The organism is Marinobacter persicus (assembly GCF_002934325.1).
Taxonomy (GTDB): Bacteria; Pseudomonadota; Gammaproteobacteria; order Pseudomonadales; family Oleiphilaceae; genus Marinobacter; species Marinobacter persicus_A.
Map to the genome: position 1 here is coordinate 27,201 of NZ_PTIV01000006.1, position 15,708 is coordinate 42,908.

General features: G+C 58.0%; 14 protein-coding genes. 9 read left to right on the forward strand and 5 right to left on the reverse strand.

The features are described 5' to 3' along the window. Positions 1-28: 28 nt before the first annotated feature. Positions 29-997: a YheT family hydrolase gene (locus tag BY454_RS04985; protein WP_258075565.1), complete on the forward strand. Its 969-nt coding sequence runs from the start codon at positions 29-31 to the stop codon at positions 995-997. 6 nt (positions 998-1,003) lie between these two features. Here the strand turns inward: BY454_RS04985 and BY454_RS04990 are convergent, their stop codons facing one another. Then, positions 1,004-1,651, reverse strand: a complete 648-nt coding sequence (locus BY454_RS04990; protein ID WP_104415772.1) for an arylesterase — start codon at positions 1,649-1,651, stop codon at positions 1,004-1,006. Positions 1,652-1,719: 68 nt separating this feature from the next. On the opposite strand from BY454_RS04990, the gene BY454_RS04995 reads away from it, so the two are divergent. Both BY454_RS04995 and BY454_RS05000 read left to right on the forward strand, forming a co-directional pair. Continuing rightward, the gene (locus BY454_RS04995) at positions 1,720-2,442 is read left to right on the forward strand and encodes an ABC transporter ATP-binding protein (protein WP_104415805.1); all 723 of its coding nucleotides are present in this window, start codon (positions 1,720-1,722) and stop codon (positions 2,440-2,442) included. Beyond that, positions 2,439-4,928, forward strand: a complete 2,490-nt coding sequence (locus BY454_RS05000) for an ABC transporter permease (RefSeq protein ID WP_104415771.1) — start codon at positions 2,439-2,441, stop codon at positions 4,926-4,928. The genes BY454_RS04995 and BY454_RS05000 overlap by 4 nt, the downstream gene beginning before the upstream one ends. 7 nt (positions 4,929-4,935) lie before the next feature. Here BY454_RS05000 and BY454_RS05005 read toward each other — a convergent pair whose 3' ends face one another. The 4 genes from BY454_RS05005 to BY454_RS05020 all read right to left on the reverse strand — a co-directional run bounded on the left by BY454_RS05005 (position 4,936) and on the right by BY454_RS05020 (position 8,859). After that, positions 4,936-5,715, reverse strand: coding sequence for a substrate-binding periplasmic protein (locus BY454_RS05005; protein WP_104415770.1), 780 nt, complete (start codon positions 5,713-5,715; stop codon positions 4,936-4,938). A 97-nt stretch (positions 5,716-5,812) separates the two neighbouring features. After that, positions 5,813-7,000 (reverse strand): iron-containing alcohol dehydrogenase, encoded by a 1,188-nt coding sequence (locus BY454_RS05010; RefSeq protein ID WP_104415769.1) that lies wholly within the window; start codon positions 6,998-7,000, stop codon positions 5,813-5,815. Continuing rightward, positions 6,993-7,544 carry a hypothetical protein gene (locus BY454_RS05015; RefSeq protein ID WP_258075566.1) on the reverse strand — a complete coding sequence of 184 codons (552 nt, stop codon included), beginning with the start codon at positions 7,542-7,544 and terminating at the stop codon, positions 6,993-6,995. The genes BY454_RS05010 and BY454_RS05015 overlap by 8 nt, the downstream gene beginning before the upstream one ends. A 37-nt stretch (positions 7,545-7,581) precedes the next feature. Next, positions 7,582-8,859 carry a M48 family metalloprotease gene (locus tag BY454_RS05020; RefSeq protein ID WP_104415768.1) on the reverse strand — a complete coding sequence of 426 codons (1,278 nt, stop codon included), beginning with the start codon at positions 8,857-8,859 and terminating at the stop codon, positions 7,582-7,584. Positions 8,860-9,091: 232 nt separating this feature from the next. On the opposite strand from BY454_RS05020, the gene BY454_RS05025 reads away from it, so the two are divergent. The 6 genes from BY454_RS05025 (at position 9,092) to katG (ending at position 15,623) form a co-directional block, all read left to right on the forward strand. Further along, a complete protein-coding gene (locus BY454_RS05025; protein ID WP_104415803.1) occupies positions 9,092-9,823 on the forward strand; it encodes a DUF599 domain-containing protein in 732 nt (243 codons plus the stop codon). Continuing rightward, positions 9,823-10,293, forward strand: coding sequence for a PaaI family thioesterase (locus tag BY454_RS05030; RefSeq protein WP_104415767.1), 471 nt, complete (start codon positions 9,823-9,825; stop codon positions 10,291-10,293). Before BY454_RS05025 ends, BY454_RS05030 begins: the two co-directional genes overlap by 1 nt. Then, positions 10,290-10,724: a PaaI family thioesterase gene (locus BY454_RS05035; RefSeq protein WP_104415766.1), complete on the forward strand. Its 435-nt coding sequence runs from the start codon at positions 10,290-10,292 to the stop codon at positions 10,722-10,724. Before BY454_RS05030 ends, BY454_RS05035 begins: the two co-directional genes overlap by 4 nt. A gap of 223 nt (positions 10,725-10,947) precedes the next feature. After that, positions 10,948-12,840 carry a molecular chaperone HtpG gene (gene htpG / locus BY454_RS05040; RefSeq protein WP_104415765.1) on the forward strand — a complete coding sequence of 631 codons (1,893 nt, stop codon included), beginning with the start codon at positions 10,948-10,950 and terminating at the stop codon, positions 12,838-12,840. 8 nt (positions 12,841-12,848) lie between these two features. Further along, the gene (locus BY454_RS05045) at positions 12,849-13,067 is read left to right on the forward strand and encodes a DUF2835 domain-containing protein (RefSeq protein WP_104415764.1); all 219 of its coding nucleotides are present in this window, start codon (positions 12,849-12,851) and stop codon (positions 13,065-13,067) included. Between the two features lie 384 nt (positions 13,068-13,451). Next, positions 13,452-15,623, forward strand: a complete 2,172-nt coding sequence (katG, locus tag BY454_RS05050; RefSeq protein ID WP_104415763.1) for a catalase/peroxidase HPI — start codon at positions 13,452-13,454, stop codon at positions 15,621-15,623. Positions 15,624-15,708: the final 85 nt, after the last annotated feature.

Genomic DNA, 15,708 nt, shown 5'->3' on the forward strand with positions numbered 1-15,708 from the left:
TCAACCCTCTGAAATAGAAGGTTAAAATTTGATCAGAGAAGCGTGTGGCGACTACTCTCCGCCGATCTGGTTGCGCAATGGCCACATACAGTCGGTATGGCCGAGCCTGTTTCGTCGGGTTCCTTTGTTTGAGCCGCGCACCGAGGTGTTAGCGACGCCCGACCACGATGAACTTCACCTGGACTGGTACCGGCAGGGGAGTGACCGTCTGGCCATTATTTCCCATGGGCTTGAAGGGAACAGCCGTCGCCCCTACGTGTTGGGGCTGGCCCGGGCGCTGATGCTGCAAGGTTGGGACGTGTTGGCCTGGAACTACCGTTCCTGTGGCGGCGTGATGAACCACTTGCCGCGCTTCTACCACAGTGGTGCCACCGAGGACCTGCACACCGTGGTTACCCGGGCGCTTCGCGGGCCCTACAAAAACCTGTTCCTTTCCGGCTTTAGCATGGGTGGCAATCTCACGTTGCTTTACCTGGCGCAGCTGGGCGAGCACATCGACAGCCGTGTTTGTGGAGGAATTGCCTACTCGGCACCGGTGGATCTGGCCGGAAGCGCGGAAGTGTTGGCTTTGCCCAGCCGGAAAATCTATATGAATCGGTTTCTTCAGGATCTGCAGGTCAAAATGCAGCAAAAGGCCGAAATTTTCCCAAATCTGATTGATACCCGTGATTTTGCCCGGATCCAAAACTTCCACCAGTTCGACAACCTGTATACCGCGCCGCTGCATGGTTTTCGCGATGCCATGGACTACTGGAACCGTTGCTCCGCGTTGCCGCACCTGAAAAACATCCGTGTACCGTCACTGATCGTCAATGCCGCTGATGACCCCTTCCTCTCGTCAGACTGTTATCCGTGCAGCCTGGACCTGCTGGGGCGCTATGTGCGGATGGAGGTTCCCAGATGGGGTGGCCATGTAGGGTTTGTTGAGTGGCGGAAGGATGGCCTCTACTGGTCCGAAAGAAGGGCGCTGGATTTTCTTGCCCGCACCCTTGGCTGATATCGATCAGGACGCCCGGGACGCTGCCTCTGAAACGACCGGTTCAAGCTTGGGCCAGACATTCTCGAGCAACAGCGGCTGTGCCTTCTCCGTGGGGTGGATACCGTCTCTCTGCATCAAGCCGTCCTTGCCGTAGATCCCCTGCAGGAAGAATGGAACCAACGCGATGTTGTACCTGTCTGAAAGGTCTCGATAGATCGCCGAGAACGCGCTGGTATAGCGCTGACCGTAGTTTGGCGGGATCTTCATGCCCACCAGTACCGGGGTAGCGCCAGTTGCCTTGACCTTTTCAATCATGCTGGAGAGGTTGGATTCGATGACATCTGGCGGAAAACCTCGAAGGCCATCATTGCCGCCAAGTTCAATGACCACCACATCCGGCTCATGTTGTTGCAGCAGGTCCGGTAAGCGACGCAGTCCACCGTCGGTCGTTTCGCCGCTGATGCTGGCGTTGACCACCTGCCAGCGAGTGTCCTGCTGCTCAAGTCGGTTGCGCAGCAGCTGCACCCAGGCGGTATCTGACGGTACCCCATAGGCAGCACTGAGACTGTCGCCAACCACCAGCAGGGTGTTCTGGCTGGCAAATGTCGGCCCGGCCAGTAACAGAAGCACCAGGAGCAGGAATGATCTGACGGACGCTGATACCGTATGCATAATAATGAGTAGACCTCTTGCCGATTCATCCAGGCGTAAAACCAGCCAATGGAGTTACTGTGAACCAGATGACGGATTTTACCAGAAACGAAGCTCGCCCCATGCTACGGGTCTCAGGACTCTCCCACAGGGTCAGGCTTGAAACAGATACGTTAACGATATTGCAGGGGGTCAGCCTGGAAATCAATCGGGGAGAGTCGGTCGCCATTGTGGGCCGTTCCGGTTCAGGCAAGACAACCCTGCTGGGGCTGTTGGCTGGTCTGGATACCCCCAGTGAGGGTGTGGTGGAATTGGATGGTGCCGAAATCAGTAAGCTTGGAGAAGATGAGCGGGCAAAGCTTCGAGCCAGCCGTGTTGGGTTTGTGTTCCAGTCTTTCCAGCTACTGCCTGCCCTTTCCGCCCAGGAAAACGTGATGTTGCCGCTGGAACTCGCGGGTATCGAGGCGCCGGAGGCGCGTGCGCGGGAACTGCTGGAGCGCGTCGGCCTTGGTGAGCGCCTGAATCATACCCCCCGCCAGCTCTCCGGCGGGGAGCAGCAACGGGTGGCCATTGCCCGGGCGTTTGCCTCGGACCCGGTCATCCTGTTTGCCGATGAACCGACCGGCAATCTGGACAACCGCACCGGTCAGGCAGTCTCGGACCTGCTCATGCAGTTAAACCGCGAAAAGGGCACCACTCTGGTAATGGTGACTCATGATGAGCGCCTGGCGGCCCGCTGCGGCCGCCAGCTGAACATTGAGGCTGGCATATTGACGGAGCCGGAGACGGCCCGGGAGCAGGCCGACCAATGAATGCCGCCCAGAAGCTCATGTCGGTTCGCCGGGACTTTCGCGAGCGGGACGTTCGTGTGGTCCTGGTGGCGCTGATTATTGCCGTGGCGACCGTCGCCACCATTGCGCTCTTTGCCAGTCAGCTGCAGCGAACGTTGGTGTCGTCGGCCAGCTCCTTCCTGGCAGCGGATCGTCAGCTCGAGGCCGAAAACGGCCGGCCGGTTCCGCCGGAATGGCTCGAGGAGGCCCGTAGCCGGGGGCTGGAAACCGGGCAGATGATTGAATTTTCGACCATGATCTCCGGCCCCGAGGGCTTTGAGCTGGCCTCGGTGAAAGCGGTTAGTGATGAATACCCGCTGGTTGGTGAAGTGGAAATCCAGCAACAGGCCAGTGACGGTGCCCGGGAAATGGTGGCTTCCGGCCCAGCGCCCGGGGAAGTCTGGATCAATCCACGGCTGCTCAGGCTGTTGAACCTGGAGATCGGTGATTCCCTGGAAGTCGGCAATCTGCCACTGAAAGTCACCAGGCTGCTGATCCGGGAGCCCGATGGAGGCTTCAGGCTGTCCTCCCTGGCGCCCCGGGTGATGATGCATGTGGATGACGTTGCCGCCACAGGTGCGGTACAGGAAGGCAGCCGGGTGGAATACATCTACCTGTTCGCGGGAGCGGAGGACGCCCTGGATGGCTATTACCAGTGGCTGGAACCAAAACTGGGCCCCAGCCATGAATGGGAGGGCGTGCGCGAGGGGGAAACCTTATCCCGTTCGTTTGACCGGGCCGAGCGTTTCCTGTTGCTGGGCGGTAGCCTGGCGGTACTGCTGGCCGCCGTTGCCGTGGCTGTCGCCAGTCGGCAATATGCGCTTGCCCAGCGCGATACGGTGGCGCTGTTAAAAACACTGGGACTGCAGGGCAGGGGCATTGGCCGGCTGTATCTTCGGCGCCTCGCGTTGTGGGGGATAGCCGGCATTGTCGGTGGCCTTTTGGTGGCCCTGCCGTTGTTCCGGGTACTGGTGGCTCTGCTCAGTGAAGCACTGGAGCGTCCCGTCGAAGTGTATCTGGACCCTTCAGCCTTGCTGCCGGCCTTGCTGACCGCCGTGGTTTCCCTGTTTGCTTTCGCCTATCCGCCCATCCGCCGGTTACGACGGGTACCGGCCATGCGAGTGCTGCGAGCCCAACCCGGCGAAACTGGCCGGGCTGCCCTGCCTGACCTGTTCATCGCCTTGCTGGCCATCTTTGGCCTGGTATGGCTGTATGCCGGTGAACTGGTTCTGGTCGGGGCCCTGTTGGGTGGTCTCGCCCTGTTGTTGGGCGTACTGGGCCTTTTCGGCCTGGTGCTGATGGCAGTTCTTCGCCGGGTTAACGGTGGAGGCAATGCCTGGCGACTGGCGTTTGTCGGGTTATACCGCCATCGTCAGGCCAGTCTGGCCCAATTGGCGGTGTTCGCCATGACCATCATGCTGGCTGCGACCCTCATTCTGGTTCGTACCTCGCTGTTGAGCGACTGGCAGACCCAGCTACCCGAGGACGCGCCAAATCATTTCCTGATCAACATCGCTCCGGATGCGGTAGAGCAAGTGGACGCCTTCTGGGCCGATCGTGGTGCGCCGCTGGAAAACCTGTACCCCATGGTGCGTGGTCGTATGACCGAACTTAACGGCCAACCGGTGAAGGAGGCTGTCAGCAAGGACGAGCGCATCAATGCACTGAACCGGGAGCTGAACCTGACCTGGATGGAGCAGTTGCCGGAGGATAACGAAATTGTCCGTGGCCGCTGGTTTGACGCAAGCGATACCGAAGGCGTATCCGTGGAAGCGGACCTGGCAGAACGCCTGGGCCTGGAACTGGGGGATCGTCTGACGTTCACCATAGGTTCAGCGGAAATCACGGAACCGGTGGTCAGTATCCGGACCGTGCAATGGGACAGCATGAAGCCCAACTTCTACGTGGTGTTTCCCCCGGAAGGGGGGCTGGTGAATATGCCGGCAACCTGGATTACCAGCTTTTATCTGCCCGAGCAGAAAAAGTTCGCTCTGAATGACTTTTCCCGCGAGTTTCCGACAGTGTCGGTGCTGGAAATCGATCACATCATCGGGCGGATTCAGGACATTGTGCAGCAGGTGACCCAGGCCATTGAAACCATACTGGCCCTGATTCTGGCAGCGGCACTGGTCGTCATGGCAGCGGTCGTCAGTGCCACCCTGCGAGACCGTCAGCGGGAAGGGGCGTTGATCCGAACGCTTGGCGGTCGCCAGTCGTTGCTGGTACGCAGCACCATGCTCGAGTTCGCCTTGCTGGGGCTGATCGCTGGGGTCTTGGGGGTTCTGGCTGCCGAGGCGGCGGTCTACGTGCTGCAGGCACGCATGTTTGATGGCAGTTTCCGCTGGCACTGGCAGGTGATTCTTACGCTACCGCTGGTCAGCGCCCTGCTGCTGGCACTGTTTGGTCGTTGGCAGCTTCGCACGGTATTGACGGTTTCCCCGATGCTGCTGCTCCGGCGTTTGGAGTAAGAAGGGCTTAGCGATAGCGCGCGAGAATGGCATCCAGTTCGCCATTCTCGCGGATTTTCGCCAGCTCCCGGTTGAAAGCCTCGGCAAAATCCTTCCAGTCGGGCCGAAGCATTAGCCGGAAACCGTATCGGCTGAGGGTGTTATCCGACAGGCGGAAGTAGCCTTTTAACCCTTCTTCCCTGAGCAGCCAGTGGCCCACCAGCCGGTCGGCCAGGGCGGCATCGAACTCGTCACCGTAACGCAGGTGATGGAACATGTTCCTTTCGTTGGATACTTCAAACCGCTTGATTTTCCCGCTTTTGAAATAGGGTTCCAGCTTGGGGTAGACATAACCCAGGGGCGTGACGATGGTCTTGCCGGTCAGATCCTCCAGGGTTTCAAACTGAAGCTTGGAGGATTTGGGAAAGAAAAAGACTTCTTCCACGTGCACGATCGGATCGGTGAACAGGTAGTGCTCAGGGTGCCTTGTCCACTCAATGGCGCGTGGGGTGGCGTCCAGGTAGCCTTCGGTCACCATGCGATCCACACGCTTGCGGGGCACCTGGCGGGGCTCCACCTGATAGCCAAGGCGGGGAACGATCAGAGACACCACGTCCCACATGATGCCGGCGGGCTCCTTGCCATCGACAATCAGGTAAGGGGGGTAGCCATTGGGTGAAACATTGAACTGAAAAACCTTTTTATCCGCTTCCTGGCTGTTGCCCAGTGTCGGAAGGGCAGCGAACGCCATCATGAAAGCCAGGAGCAGAGGCGTGCGCACTTTTTTTAACGAGGGGCGAGATGGCATCGCAGGAACTCGGGTTTGTATAGGTTTAGTTGCTAACGATATACCCCTTCAATATGACCTTTTTATGTCCATGCTTCAATCATCGCTTTGTTACTATTTATGACCAGGCCCGGCACACCAGTGCGTGGGCATCTTCAAAGCTGACTTCCTGTGGACTGAAAAGAATCGCGCCATCATCCAGGGCCAGCTGGGCAATGGCTTCCAGCTGGCTGAATTCCACTTGGCCGGTTTCCTCCAGGGTGCGCGGCAGCCCGCACCGCTGGTGCAGTTGGTCCCGAAGCGCGCGGATAGCGGCAATACAGGATTCAGCCCGCTGCTCCGTTGGAGTTTGGGCATAACGTTCGGGGCCTTCCAGGTGCAGTAATAGTTCACCCAGCGGCTCTCGAATGTATTCCAGGTTGTACTCCAGTGCGTAGGGTAAATAGAGACTCATGCAGACCCCGTGGGGCAGGTGACACTTGGCTCCGGTAGCGTGCCCCAGCGCGTGTACCAGGCCAACCATTGAGTTGGAGAAGGCAATGCCGGCCATGGTCGAGGCCAGGGCCAGCTCCAGACGACCTTCCTCGTTTTTGGGATCATTCATCACAGGCAGCAGCCATTGGCCAATCTTTTGGATGGCTGCGGTCGCATAGGCGTCACTTAACGGGTTCTTGGCCAGTCCAATGAACGCTTCGGTGGCATGGGTGAGCGCGTCCATCGCGGTTGCCGCGGTAATGTGAGGCGGCAGCGTCAGAGTCATTCGGGGATCAATGATGGCGGCATCCGGTAACAGGAAGGACGATGTGAACGGCAGTTTTACGCCCCGTTGTTCATCGCTGATAACCGCTACCGAAGTCACTTCCGAGCCGGTTCCCGCCGTTGTCGGAATGACAAAGAAAGGGCGCAGAGGATGCTTTAATATTCCCGCGCCACTGTATTGCTCGAGGTCGTCACCACCCATCGACACCAGGATATTGGCTGCCTTGCCGGTATCGATCGCCGAGCCGCCACCCAAGGCAATAATGGCATCGCAGTGTTTGTCGCGGTAGAGCGTGGCTATTTCCCGTACCACCGAGGTGGATGAATCTGGCGGCACGTCGTCGAAAATGGCCGCGATCTGCACCCCGCCTTCCCGGCAGGCGGCCAATACCGGTTCCAGCAGGCCCGCCTGGTGAATGCCCTTGTCGGTGACGATCATCGGTCGCTTGACCGACAGACCCTGCATTTCCCAGGGTAAATGCTCCAGGGCGGCCTTACCGGCAATCACCTTGACGGGACAGAAAAATTCGAAAAATCGGCTACTCATAAGGTCTCTCATTTCCGATAAGGTTTCTGAGCACTCTCAGGTAGATACGGGCAGCGCCAGCGGTTTTTTCCACAAAACCCAGGCTGCGTGGGTACTGTTTGACGGCGCGGACGGCCAGAAATCTGGGCAGGATGAAGGTCTCCAGGCGGTTCAGAACCCGGGTCATGCGCACTGCATAGGCAATATCCCCATCGACGAGCATGCGTTCGTTGGCAAACGCGATGGCGGTTTTCTCCTGAAACGAGACCACTCGAAAGGCATGCACCATGTGCTTGAACTGGATTGATAGGTTGATTGGCCGAGGGGCGTCGGTGCCAAGAAAACGCAGGCGACCGTCCTTCGTGTGCTCCACCACCATGACCGGCCCCGAGGGTAGTACCCGCATTTCAAACAGAAAGCCGGGTGGCAGTTGCCGGGTTTCCCGGCAAGCCTCTCCATCTACCTCGGTCATGGCCTGCAACGCCCGCCCCATGACCTGAAACATCGCGCCAACATAGAAGCGCCTGGCCCGCAGTGTGAGTGTCTGGAATGGCCGGATTTCCACAATCAGTACTCCACTGGACAACGGGTCGTGGTAGCCATCAATTCGTCAGCGCCGCGAGTTTCTGTTTTGCCTCTGCGCCCACGTCCCCGCCAGCTTGGGCGGCGGTGGAGTAAAAGTTTACGGCTTCCTGCCGGCGTCCCTGTTGCGCGGCAATATCGCCCAGGCGGAGATAGGCGATGGACGTTGGTACCACCTCGTTGGCCTTTTGCAGGTGGTCACGGGCTTTGGTCAGGTTGTTCATGGCCAGTGCATTCAGCCCGTTATACAGCTGGTACTCGAACATTTCCGGGTACAGGGAGACTGCTTTGTCGAAGTCGGACTGGGCTTTTTCATTCTGCCCTTGCTTCTGGAAAATTCGCCCTCTAAGGGCATAGAACATGGCCTCGCGAGGAGCTTGTTTGATGGCGGAATTGATGGCTTCTATTGCCGCTGCCATGTTGCCCTCGGAGGCGAGTTTAAGAGCCTTGTCGTGGGCATCATAGGCTGGTTGAAGCTCCTTCAGTGTGGCAATCCTGCGCTGATAGACGTCCCGGCCCCGGTAGCCGCCGGTGCCAAGCTGCTGGGCCAGCTGCTGATTCTTTTCCACCCGCCGGGCGGAGGGCGGGTGTGTGGCGAACAGCCCCTGGAGCCAGCTGCTTTGTTGATCTTTTGACAACTCCAGGAACAGCTGCTGGAGTTCCACGGCGGCCTGCGGGTCATAGCCGGCCGCGTCCATGTAGCGGATGCCATAAGCGTCGGATTCCAGCTCGTCGCCTTGGCCGTACTGGGCCAGAGCCAGTTGGGCGCCGACAGCGGCACCCCCCATAACCAAGCCAGCCCATTCGTTATCCGACAGCGCCAGTCCAAGTCCGGCCATGCCAGCACTGATGATCATGCCCTGTTGCATACGTTGCACACTGTGGCGGGCGGCGGCATGCACAATTTCATGGCCCAGCACCGACGCCAGTTGGGCCTCGTCATCCAGTTTCACCAGCAGGCCACGGTTGATGGCAATTTTGCCCCCGGGTAGCGCCCAGGCATTGGGAGTGCTGTTATTGAGCACGACAAATTCGTAGGGCAGGTCGGGCCGGTCACTCACTTGGGCCATTTTCTGGCCGACTTCGCTGACATAGACGGTCAGTTCCGGGTCCAGATAAAAACGCCCACCCTGTGTTTGCATGGTAGGAACGTACTGCTCGGCACCCATCTGAATTTCTTCGTTTTCGCCGATCAGCGACAGCTGCTTTTCTCCGGTCACCGGGTTGACGGTGCAGCCGGCCAGGGTGACAACGACAAAAAGGGCGGCGGTCAATCGGGAGAATAATCGAGGCGTCACATCAGGCTCCTGTCAGTAAATGTGCAGTAACTGCGCAGTAAATGCGCATCAAGCGTGCGTTAAATGTGCTATCCATGGATGCCGCAATCGGGCAGAGGCTCCTGAAGTATATACCACGGCGCGTGCTGTGTTGGGTCAGGGCTGCCGTTGCATTGGCTGGCGCTTTCACCATGACGTATCATAAAACTCTGTTTTCAAGGAGTTTGCCACCACCATGATTAATGGGCCCTACATGGAAAACTATCTGGAGTTTATCGCCCTTGGCTGGTTCCTGATCTGCAGCGTGGGTTATACCTGGTACTCCAGGAACCGCGCGGGAAGAAGGGCTTGTCTGTCCAATACTCTTAACCTGTATCGGGAAGACTGGATGCGGGTGATGCTCCAGCGAGGCAACCGGATGTCTGATACTTCGGTGGTTGGCAACCTGGAGCGCAATGGCGCTTTTTTTGCCTCCAGCTGCCTGTTGATTCTGGCCGGTATTATCACTGCCATGGGGTATACCACCGAAGCGATGAAAATTTTTGCCAGCATGCCCCTGAACCCGGTGCCCAGTCGTGAAATTTGGGAGTTGCGGCTGCTGGTTTTGATGGTGGTTTTTATCTATGCCTTCTTCAAGTTCACCTGGTCGATGCGCATGTACAACTTCCTGGCGGTGATGATCGGCAGTGCGCCCCTGGCTGAAGACGTCAAAACCACGCCTGCCGGGCGGGAAGCCTTTGCACGCAGTGCCGGCAAAATCTGTGATCTTGCCGGTGATGCCTTCAACCTGGGTTTGCGTTCCTATTATTACGCGTTGGCCGTGGTCGCCTGGTTCTTCCACCCCATCGCCTTCATCGTTGCTTCGACATGGATCATTTACGTGCTTTATCGCCGCGAATTCCACTCCGATGCGCTGAGTCATTTGCGTTCTGGAAAAGTGTTTCAAGAGCCTGAGCAGCCCAGTAAGGCAAAGGATAAAACCTGATGGAAAACAAAACCCGACTTGACCGGGTTCACCGGTTTGTCAGCACCCTGAACCAGGCCCGGGAACTCGGCCTGGTGCCCCGCGAAGCGGGCGAGGGAACCCTATTGATGGAGCTTCCCTACAGCGAAAAAATCATCGGTAACCCGGACACCGGCGCCATCCACGGTGGCGCTATCACCACTTTGATGGACACCACCTCGGGGTCGGTCATCATCTGCGCCCTGGATGAATTCGAACTTTGCCCGACCCTGGACCTGCGAGTGGATTATATGCACCCCGCAGAGCCGGGTAAGCCCGTGTTCGCCCGGGCCGAAACCTACAAAATCACCTCCAACATCATTTTTACCCGTTGCGAGGCCTATCAGGATGAGGGCAATACCATCGCCAACTGTGTGGGCACGTTCATGCGTATTGGTAAGGAGGCCTCTCCGAAACCCTATCGCGACCTGATTACCGGAGGGGAAGAATGATCGACCCGGCAGTACTCGAACAGACCCAAAAGACAGGTGACTTTACCGATCTTCTCGAAGGCATTCCCTATGCGAAGTGGATTGGCCTTTGTTGTGACCGTTTCGGCGACGACCTGATCTTCCGCCTGCCGGCGAAAGAGCAGAACCTGGGCAATCCCATCCTGCCGGCCATTCACGGTGGCGTGATTGGCGGTTTCATGGAGCTCTCCGCCGAAATCTACCTGATTCTGGCCCAGGAAACCCTGCGCATGCCCAAGATTGTCGACTTCTCCCTCGATTACCTCCGCGCCGGCCTGAACCGCGAAACCTACGCCGAATGCCACCTGACCCGCCAGGGCAACCGCGTGGCCAACGTGGGCGTGGTGGCCTGGCAGAAATCCCGTTCCAAGCCGATTGCCACGGCGCGAGCGCATTTTTTGCTGGAAGGTTAAAACGGTTTTCAGGAGGGCTTGAAAAGGTTTGGCCTGCCCCCATTTTTGGTGACACGAACTCCATTGTCTGTAGACGGGGGTGGGGTGCGTCTTTCCAAAAATTTGCGGAGCCAGGGATGGCGGAGCATAAGCGCCACATGGATGTGCCGTAAGGAGCGGTTTTTGGAAAGACGCACCCCACCCACGTCTTGCACCAAATCCGAGAAAAGGAGACCAAGCACCCATGACGGTAGAAGCCAACAAAGAAACACTGGGATTCCAGACGGAAGTGAAACAGCTGCTTCAGCTGATGATCCACTCCCTGTATTCCAACAAGGAAATCTTCCTGCGCGAACTGATCTCCAACGCGTCAGACGCCGAAGACAAGCTGCGCTTTGCCGCCCTGAAAGACGAGGCCCTTTACGAAGGCGACTCCGAGCTCAGCATTCGCCTCGATTACGACAAGGAAGCGGGCACCGTCACCCTCACCGACAACGGCATCGGCATGACCCGTGACGATGTGATCGCCAACCTGGGCACCATCGCCAAGTCCGGCACCGCCGAATTCCTCAAGCAGCTGTCTGGCGATGAAAAGAAAGACAGCAAGCTGATCGGCCAGTTTGGTGTGGGTTTTTATTCTTCCTTCATCGTGGCCGACAAAGTCGAGGTCAAAACCCGTCGTGCCGGTGCGCCCGCCAACGAAGGCGTGCATTGGGAATCGAAAGGGGATGGCGAGTTCACCATCGAACAGACCGAGCGTGAGCAGCGCGGTACTGAAATCACCCTGCACCTAAAGTCCGACGCCAAAGAGTTTGCCGACGGTTTCCGCCTGCGCAACCTGGTGAAGAAATACTCAGACCACATCTCCTTCCCGGTGATCATGAAGTCCGAATCCGAGGAAGAGGACAAGAAGGGCGAAGACGAAACCGTCAACGACGCCACCGCCCTGTGGACCCTGCCGCGTACCGAAATCAAGGACGAAGAGTACAAGGAATTTTACAAGCACATCGCCCACGATTTCGAAGACCCATTGACCTGGTCCCACAACAAGGTCGAGGGCAAGCTGGACTACACCAGCCTGCTGTACATCCCCAAGCGGGCACCGTTTGACCTCTACAACCGCGAAGCGCCGCGCGGCCTGAAGCTGTACGTGCAGCGCGTGTTCATCATGGACGACGCCGAGCAGTTCCTGCCGCTGTACCTGCGCTTCACCAAGGGCGTGATCGACTCCAACGACCTGTCCCTGAACGTTTCCCGGGAAATCCTGCAGAACGACAGCACGGTGGACAGCATCCGCACCGCCATGACCAAGCGCGTGCTGGATACCCTGTCCAAGCTGGCCAAGAAGCAGCCGGAAGACTACCAGACCTTCTGGAACGAGTTCGGCACCGTACTGAAGGAAGGCCCGGCCGAGGACTTCGGCAATCGCGAGAAGATCGCCGGCCTGCTGCGCTTTGCCACCACTCATACCGGTGAGGCCACCCAGGACGTGTCCCTGGATGACTATATCGGCCGCATGAAGGAAGGCCAGAACAAGATCTACTACATCACCGGCGACAACTTCAGCGCCGCCAAGAGCAGCCCGCACCTGGAGGTGTTCCGCAAGAAGGGCGTGGAAGTGCTGATCCTGTCCGACCGTATTGATGAGTGGATGATGACCTACCTCAGCGAATACGACGGCAAGCAGTTCCAGGACGTGGCCCGTGGCGACCTGGACCTCGGCGAAGTGGAAACCGAGGAAGACAAGAAACAGCAGGAAGAAGCCGCAGAAGAGCACAAGAGCCTGGTGGAACGCATCCAGAACGCCCTGAAGGACCAGGTTCAGGAAGTGCGCGTGACCAAGCGCCTGACTGACTCCCCGGCGTGCCTGGTGGTAGGGCAGTTCGACATGGGCGCCCAGATGAAGAAGATCATGGAAGCGGCTGGCCAGAAGGTGCCGGAAAGCAAGCCGATCTTCGAGATCAACGTGGACCATCCGCTGGTTCAGCGACTGGAGCGTGAGGAAGGCGACGAGCGTTTCAACGAGTTGTCCGCGGTTCTGTTCGACCAGGCCACCCTGGCCAGTGGCGAGCAGCTGGAAGACCCGGGCGCCTACGTCAGCCGCCTGAACCGTCTGTTGCTGGAAATGGCCAACTAAGGCGCGCCATGCAGCAGATCATCGTGGACCTCAGTATCAGCCCGGATGAGTGGCTCAAGCTCTATCAGGGAACCGCAACTGAGGTTCGCACCACGGCCCGGGACGGACGCTCTGTCCGCTTCCCGGCCCGCATCCTCTCCCGTTTTTTCCTCAAAGACGGCATACGCGGCAGCTTCTGCATACTCTTCGACGATGCCGGTAAATTCGTTCGTGTAGAACGGCTTTGAATCGATTCCCGCCCTTTGCAACGTCCGATAGAAAATAACTCTCGAAAAGTTATTTTTAATTGATTGTCATGTTTTTGCAGCCCTGAGCTACGCTAAAAGTGTTCTCGTTAACGCAGGAGTTGTTCTATGTCAGCCTTCGTGAGTATGGCCGCAGAAGCATGGAGTGACTCTCTCGGGATTCTGGCGGATTACAGCTGCGAGTTCGCAATGGCTTGGTGAATCCAAAGCCTTGCGCACTGCCAGAGACGCGGGAAAGTCTATAGGTATTCGCTATGTCTGCCTTAGGAAAAGGCTCAGGCAGTTAAGTTTGAATGATCTATATTTAGTGTGGTTTCGAACTACGTCCAAGTCGTTTTGCAAACGCAATGACAGCAGGAGAGTGTGATGACTCAGAATACTAGTGGTGGCAAGTGCCCGGTGATGCACGGTGGTAACACCGAAGCCGGCCATAGCAACACGGATTGGTGGCCGGAATCGCTGAATCTGGACATCCTTCACCAGCACGATCGCAAGACCAACCCGATGGGTGAGGACTTTGACTATCGGGAAGAGGTCAAGAAGCTGGATTTCGAAGCCCTGAAAAAAGACGTCCACGCTCTGATGACCGACAGCCAAGACTGGTGGCCGGCGGATTGGGGCCATTACGGTGGCCTGATGATCCGTATGTCCTGGCATGCTGCGGGCACCTATCGTATCGCGGACGGTCGCGGTGGTGGTGGCACCGGCAACCAGCGCTTTGCTCCAATCAATTCCTGGCCGGACAACGTAAGCCTGGACAAGGCCCGTCGTCTGCTTTGGCCGATCAAGAAGAAATACGGCAACAAACTCTCCTGGGCGGACCTGATTATCTACGCCGGTAACGTGGCGTATGAGTCCATGGGGCTGCCGACCTTCGGTTTCTCGTTTGGCCGGGAAGACATCTGGCATCCGGAGAAAGACATCTACTGGGGAGCGGAGAAGGAATGGTTGGCTCCCTCCGATGAGCGATATGACAACGTGGATGATCCGGACACCATGGAGAACCCGCTGGCGGCGGTTCAGATGGGCTTGATCTATGTGAACCCCGAAGGCGTTAATGGCAAGCCCGATCCGCTCAAAACGGCAGAACAGGTCAGAGAGACCTTCAAGCGCATGGCCATGAACGACGAGGAAACCGCCGCACTGACCGCGGGTGGTCACACCGTTGGCAAGTGCCATGGTAATGGTGATGCCAGTGCCCTGGGCCCGGAGCCTGAAGCTGCGGATGTGGAAGAGCAGGGCTTTGGGTGGAAGAACCCCGGCATGCAGGGCAAGGCCGCCAATGCGGTAACCTCCGGTATTGAGGGCGCCTGGACCACCAATCCGACCCAGTTCGACATGGGTTATTTTGATCTCCTGTTTAACCATGAGTGGGAGCAGAAGACCAGCCCGGCAGGCGCGCACCAGTGGGAACCGGTGGATATCAAGGAGGAAGACAAGCCGGTGGATGCCACCGATCCTTCCATTCGCCACAATCCGATCATGACTGATGCCGACATGGCCATGAAGATGGACCCGACCTATCGAGCCATCTGTGAAAAGTTCATGGCTGATCCGGAGTACTTCAAGGATTGCTTTGCCCGTGCCTGGTTCAAGCTGATTCACCGGGACCTGGGTCCGAAAACCCGCTACATCGGCCCGGAGGCACCGGCTGAAGACCTGATCTGGCAGGACCCGGTGCCGGCTGGCAGTACCGATTACTGCGAAGAAGTGGTGAAAGAAAAGATCGCCGAGACCAATCTGTCTATTGCAGAAATGGTGAGTACTGCCTGGGACAGCGCCCGGACTTTCCGTGGTTCTGACATGCGGGGCGGCGCCAACGGTGCCCACATTCGCTTGGCACCCCAGAAAGACTGGGAAGGCAACGAACCGGATCGCTTGGCCAAGGTGCTGAAGGTGTACGAGCAGATCTCTTCTGAAACCGGCGCCAGTGTGGCGGATGTGATTGTCCTGGCCGGCAGTGTCGGTATCGAGAAGGCGGCCAAGGCAGCGGGTTACGATATTCGTGTGCCCTTCCTGAAAGGCCGTGGCGATGCCTCCGCCGAGATGACCGATGTTGAATCTTTCGAGCCGTTGGAGCCGCTGGCGGATGGCTTCCGCAACTGGCAGAAGAAGGATTATGTGGTTAAACCGGAGGAGATGTTGCTCGACCGCGCCCAGTTGATGGGGCTGACCGCCCCGGAGATGACGGTGCTGATTGGTGGCATGCGAGTACTGGGTACCAACCATGGCGGCACCAAGCATGGTGTGTTCACCGACCGCGAAGGCCACCTCACGAACGACTTCTTCGTGAACCTGACCGATATGGCGTACAGCTGGAAGCCGGCAGGTAACAATCTCTACGAGATTCGAGACCGCCAGACCGATGAGGTGAAGTGGACCGCAAGCCGGATTGACCTGGTGTTTGGTTCCAACTCCATCCTTCGCTCCTACGCTGAGGTGTACGCCCAGGACGATAACGAAGAGAAGTTCGTGAACGACTTCGTGAAAGCCTGGACCAAGGTCATGAACAACGACCGCTTCGACGTTCAGGGATAACCCCGCCAGCGACCGGGCATCCTGTTTCGGGATGCCCGGCTATCCACCCGCCGGTAAATTCCTTACAATCCGCTCCGCTTTTGCT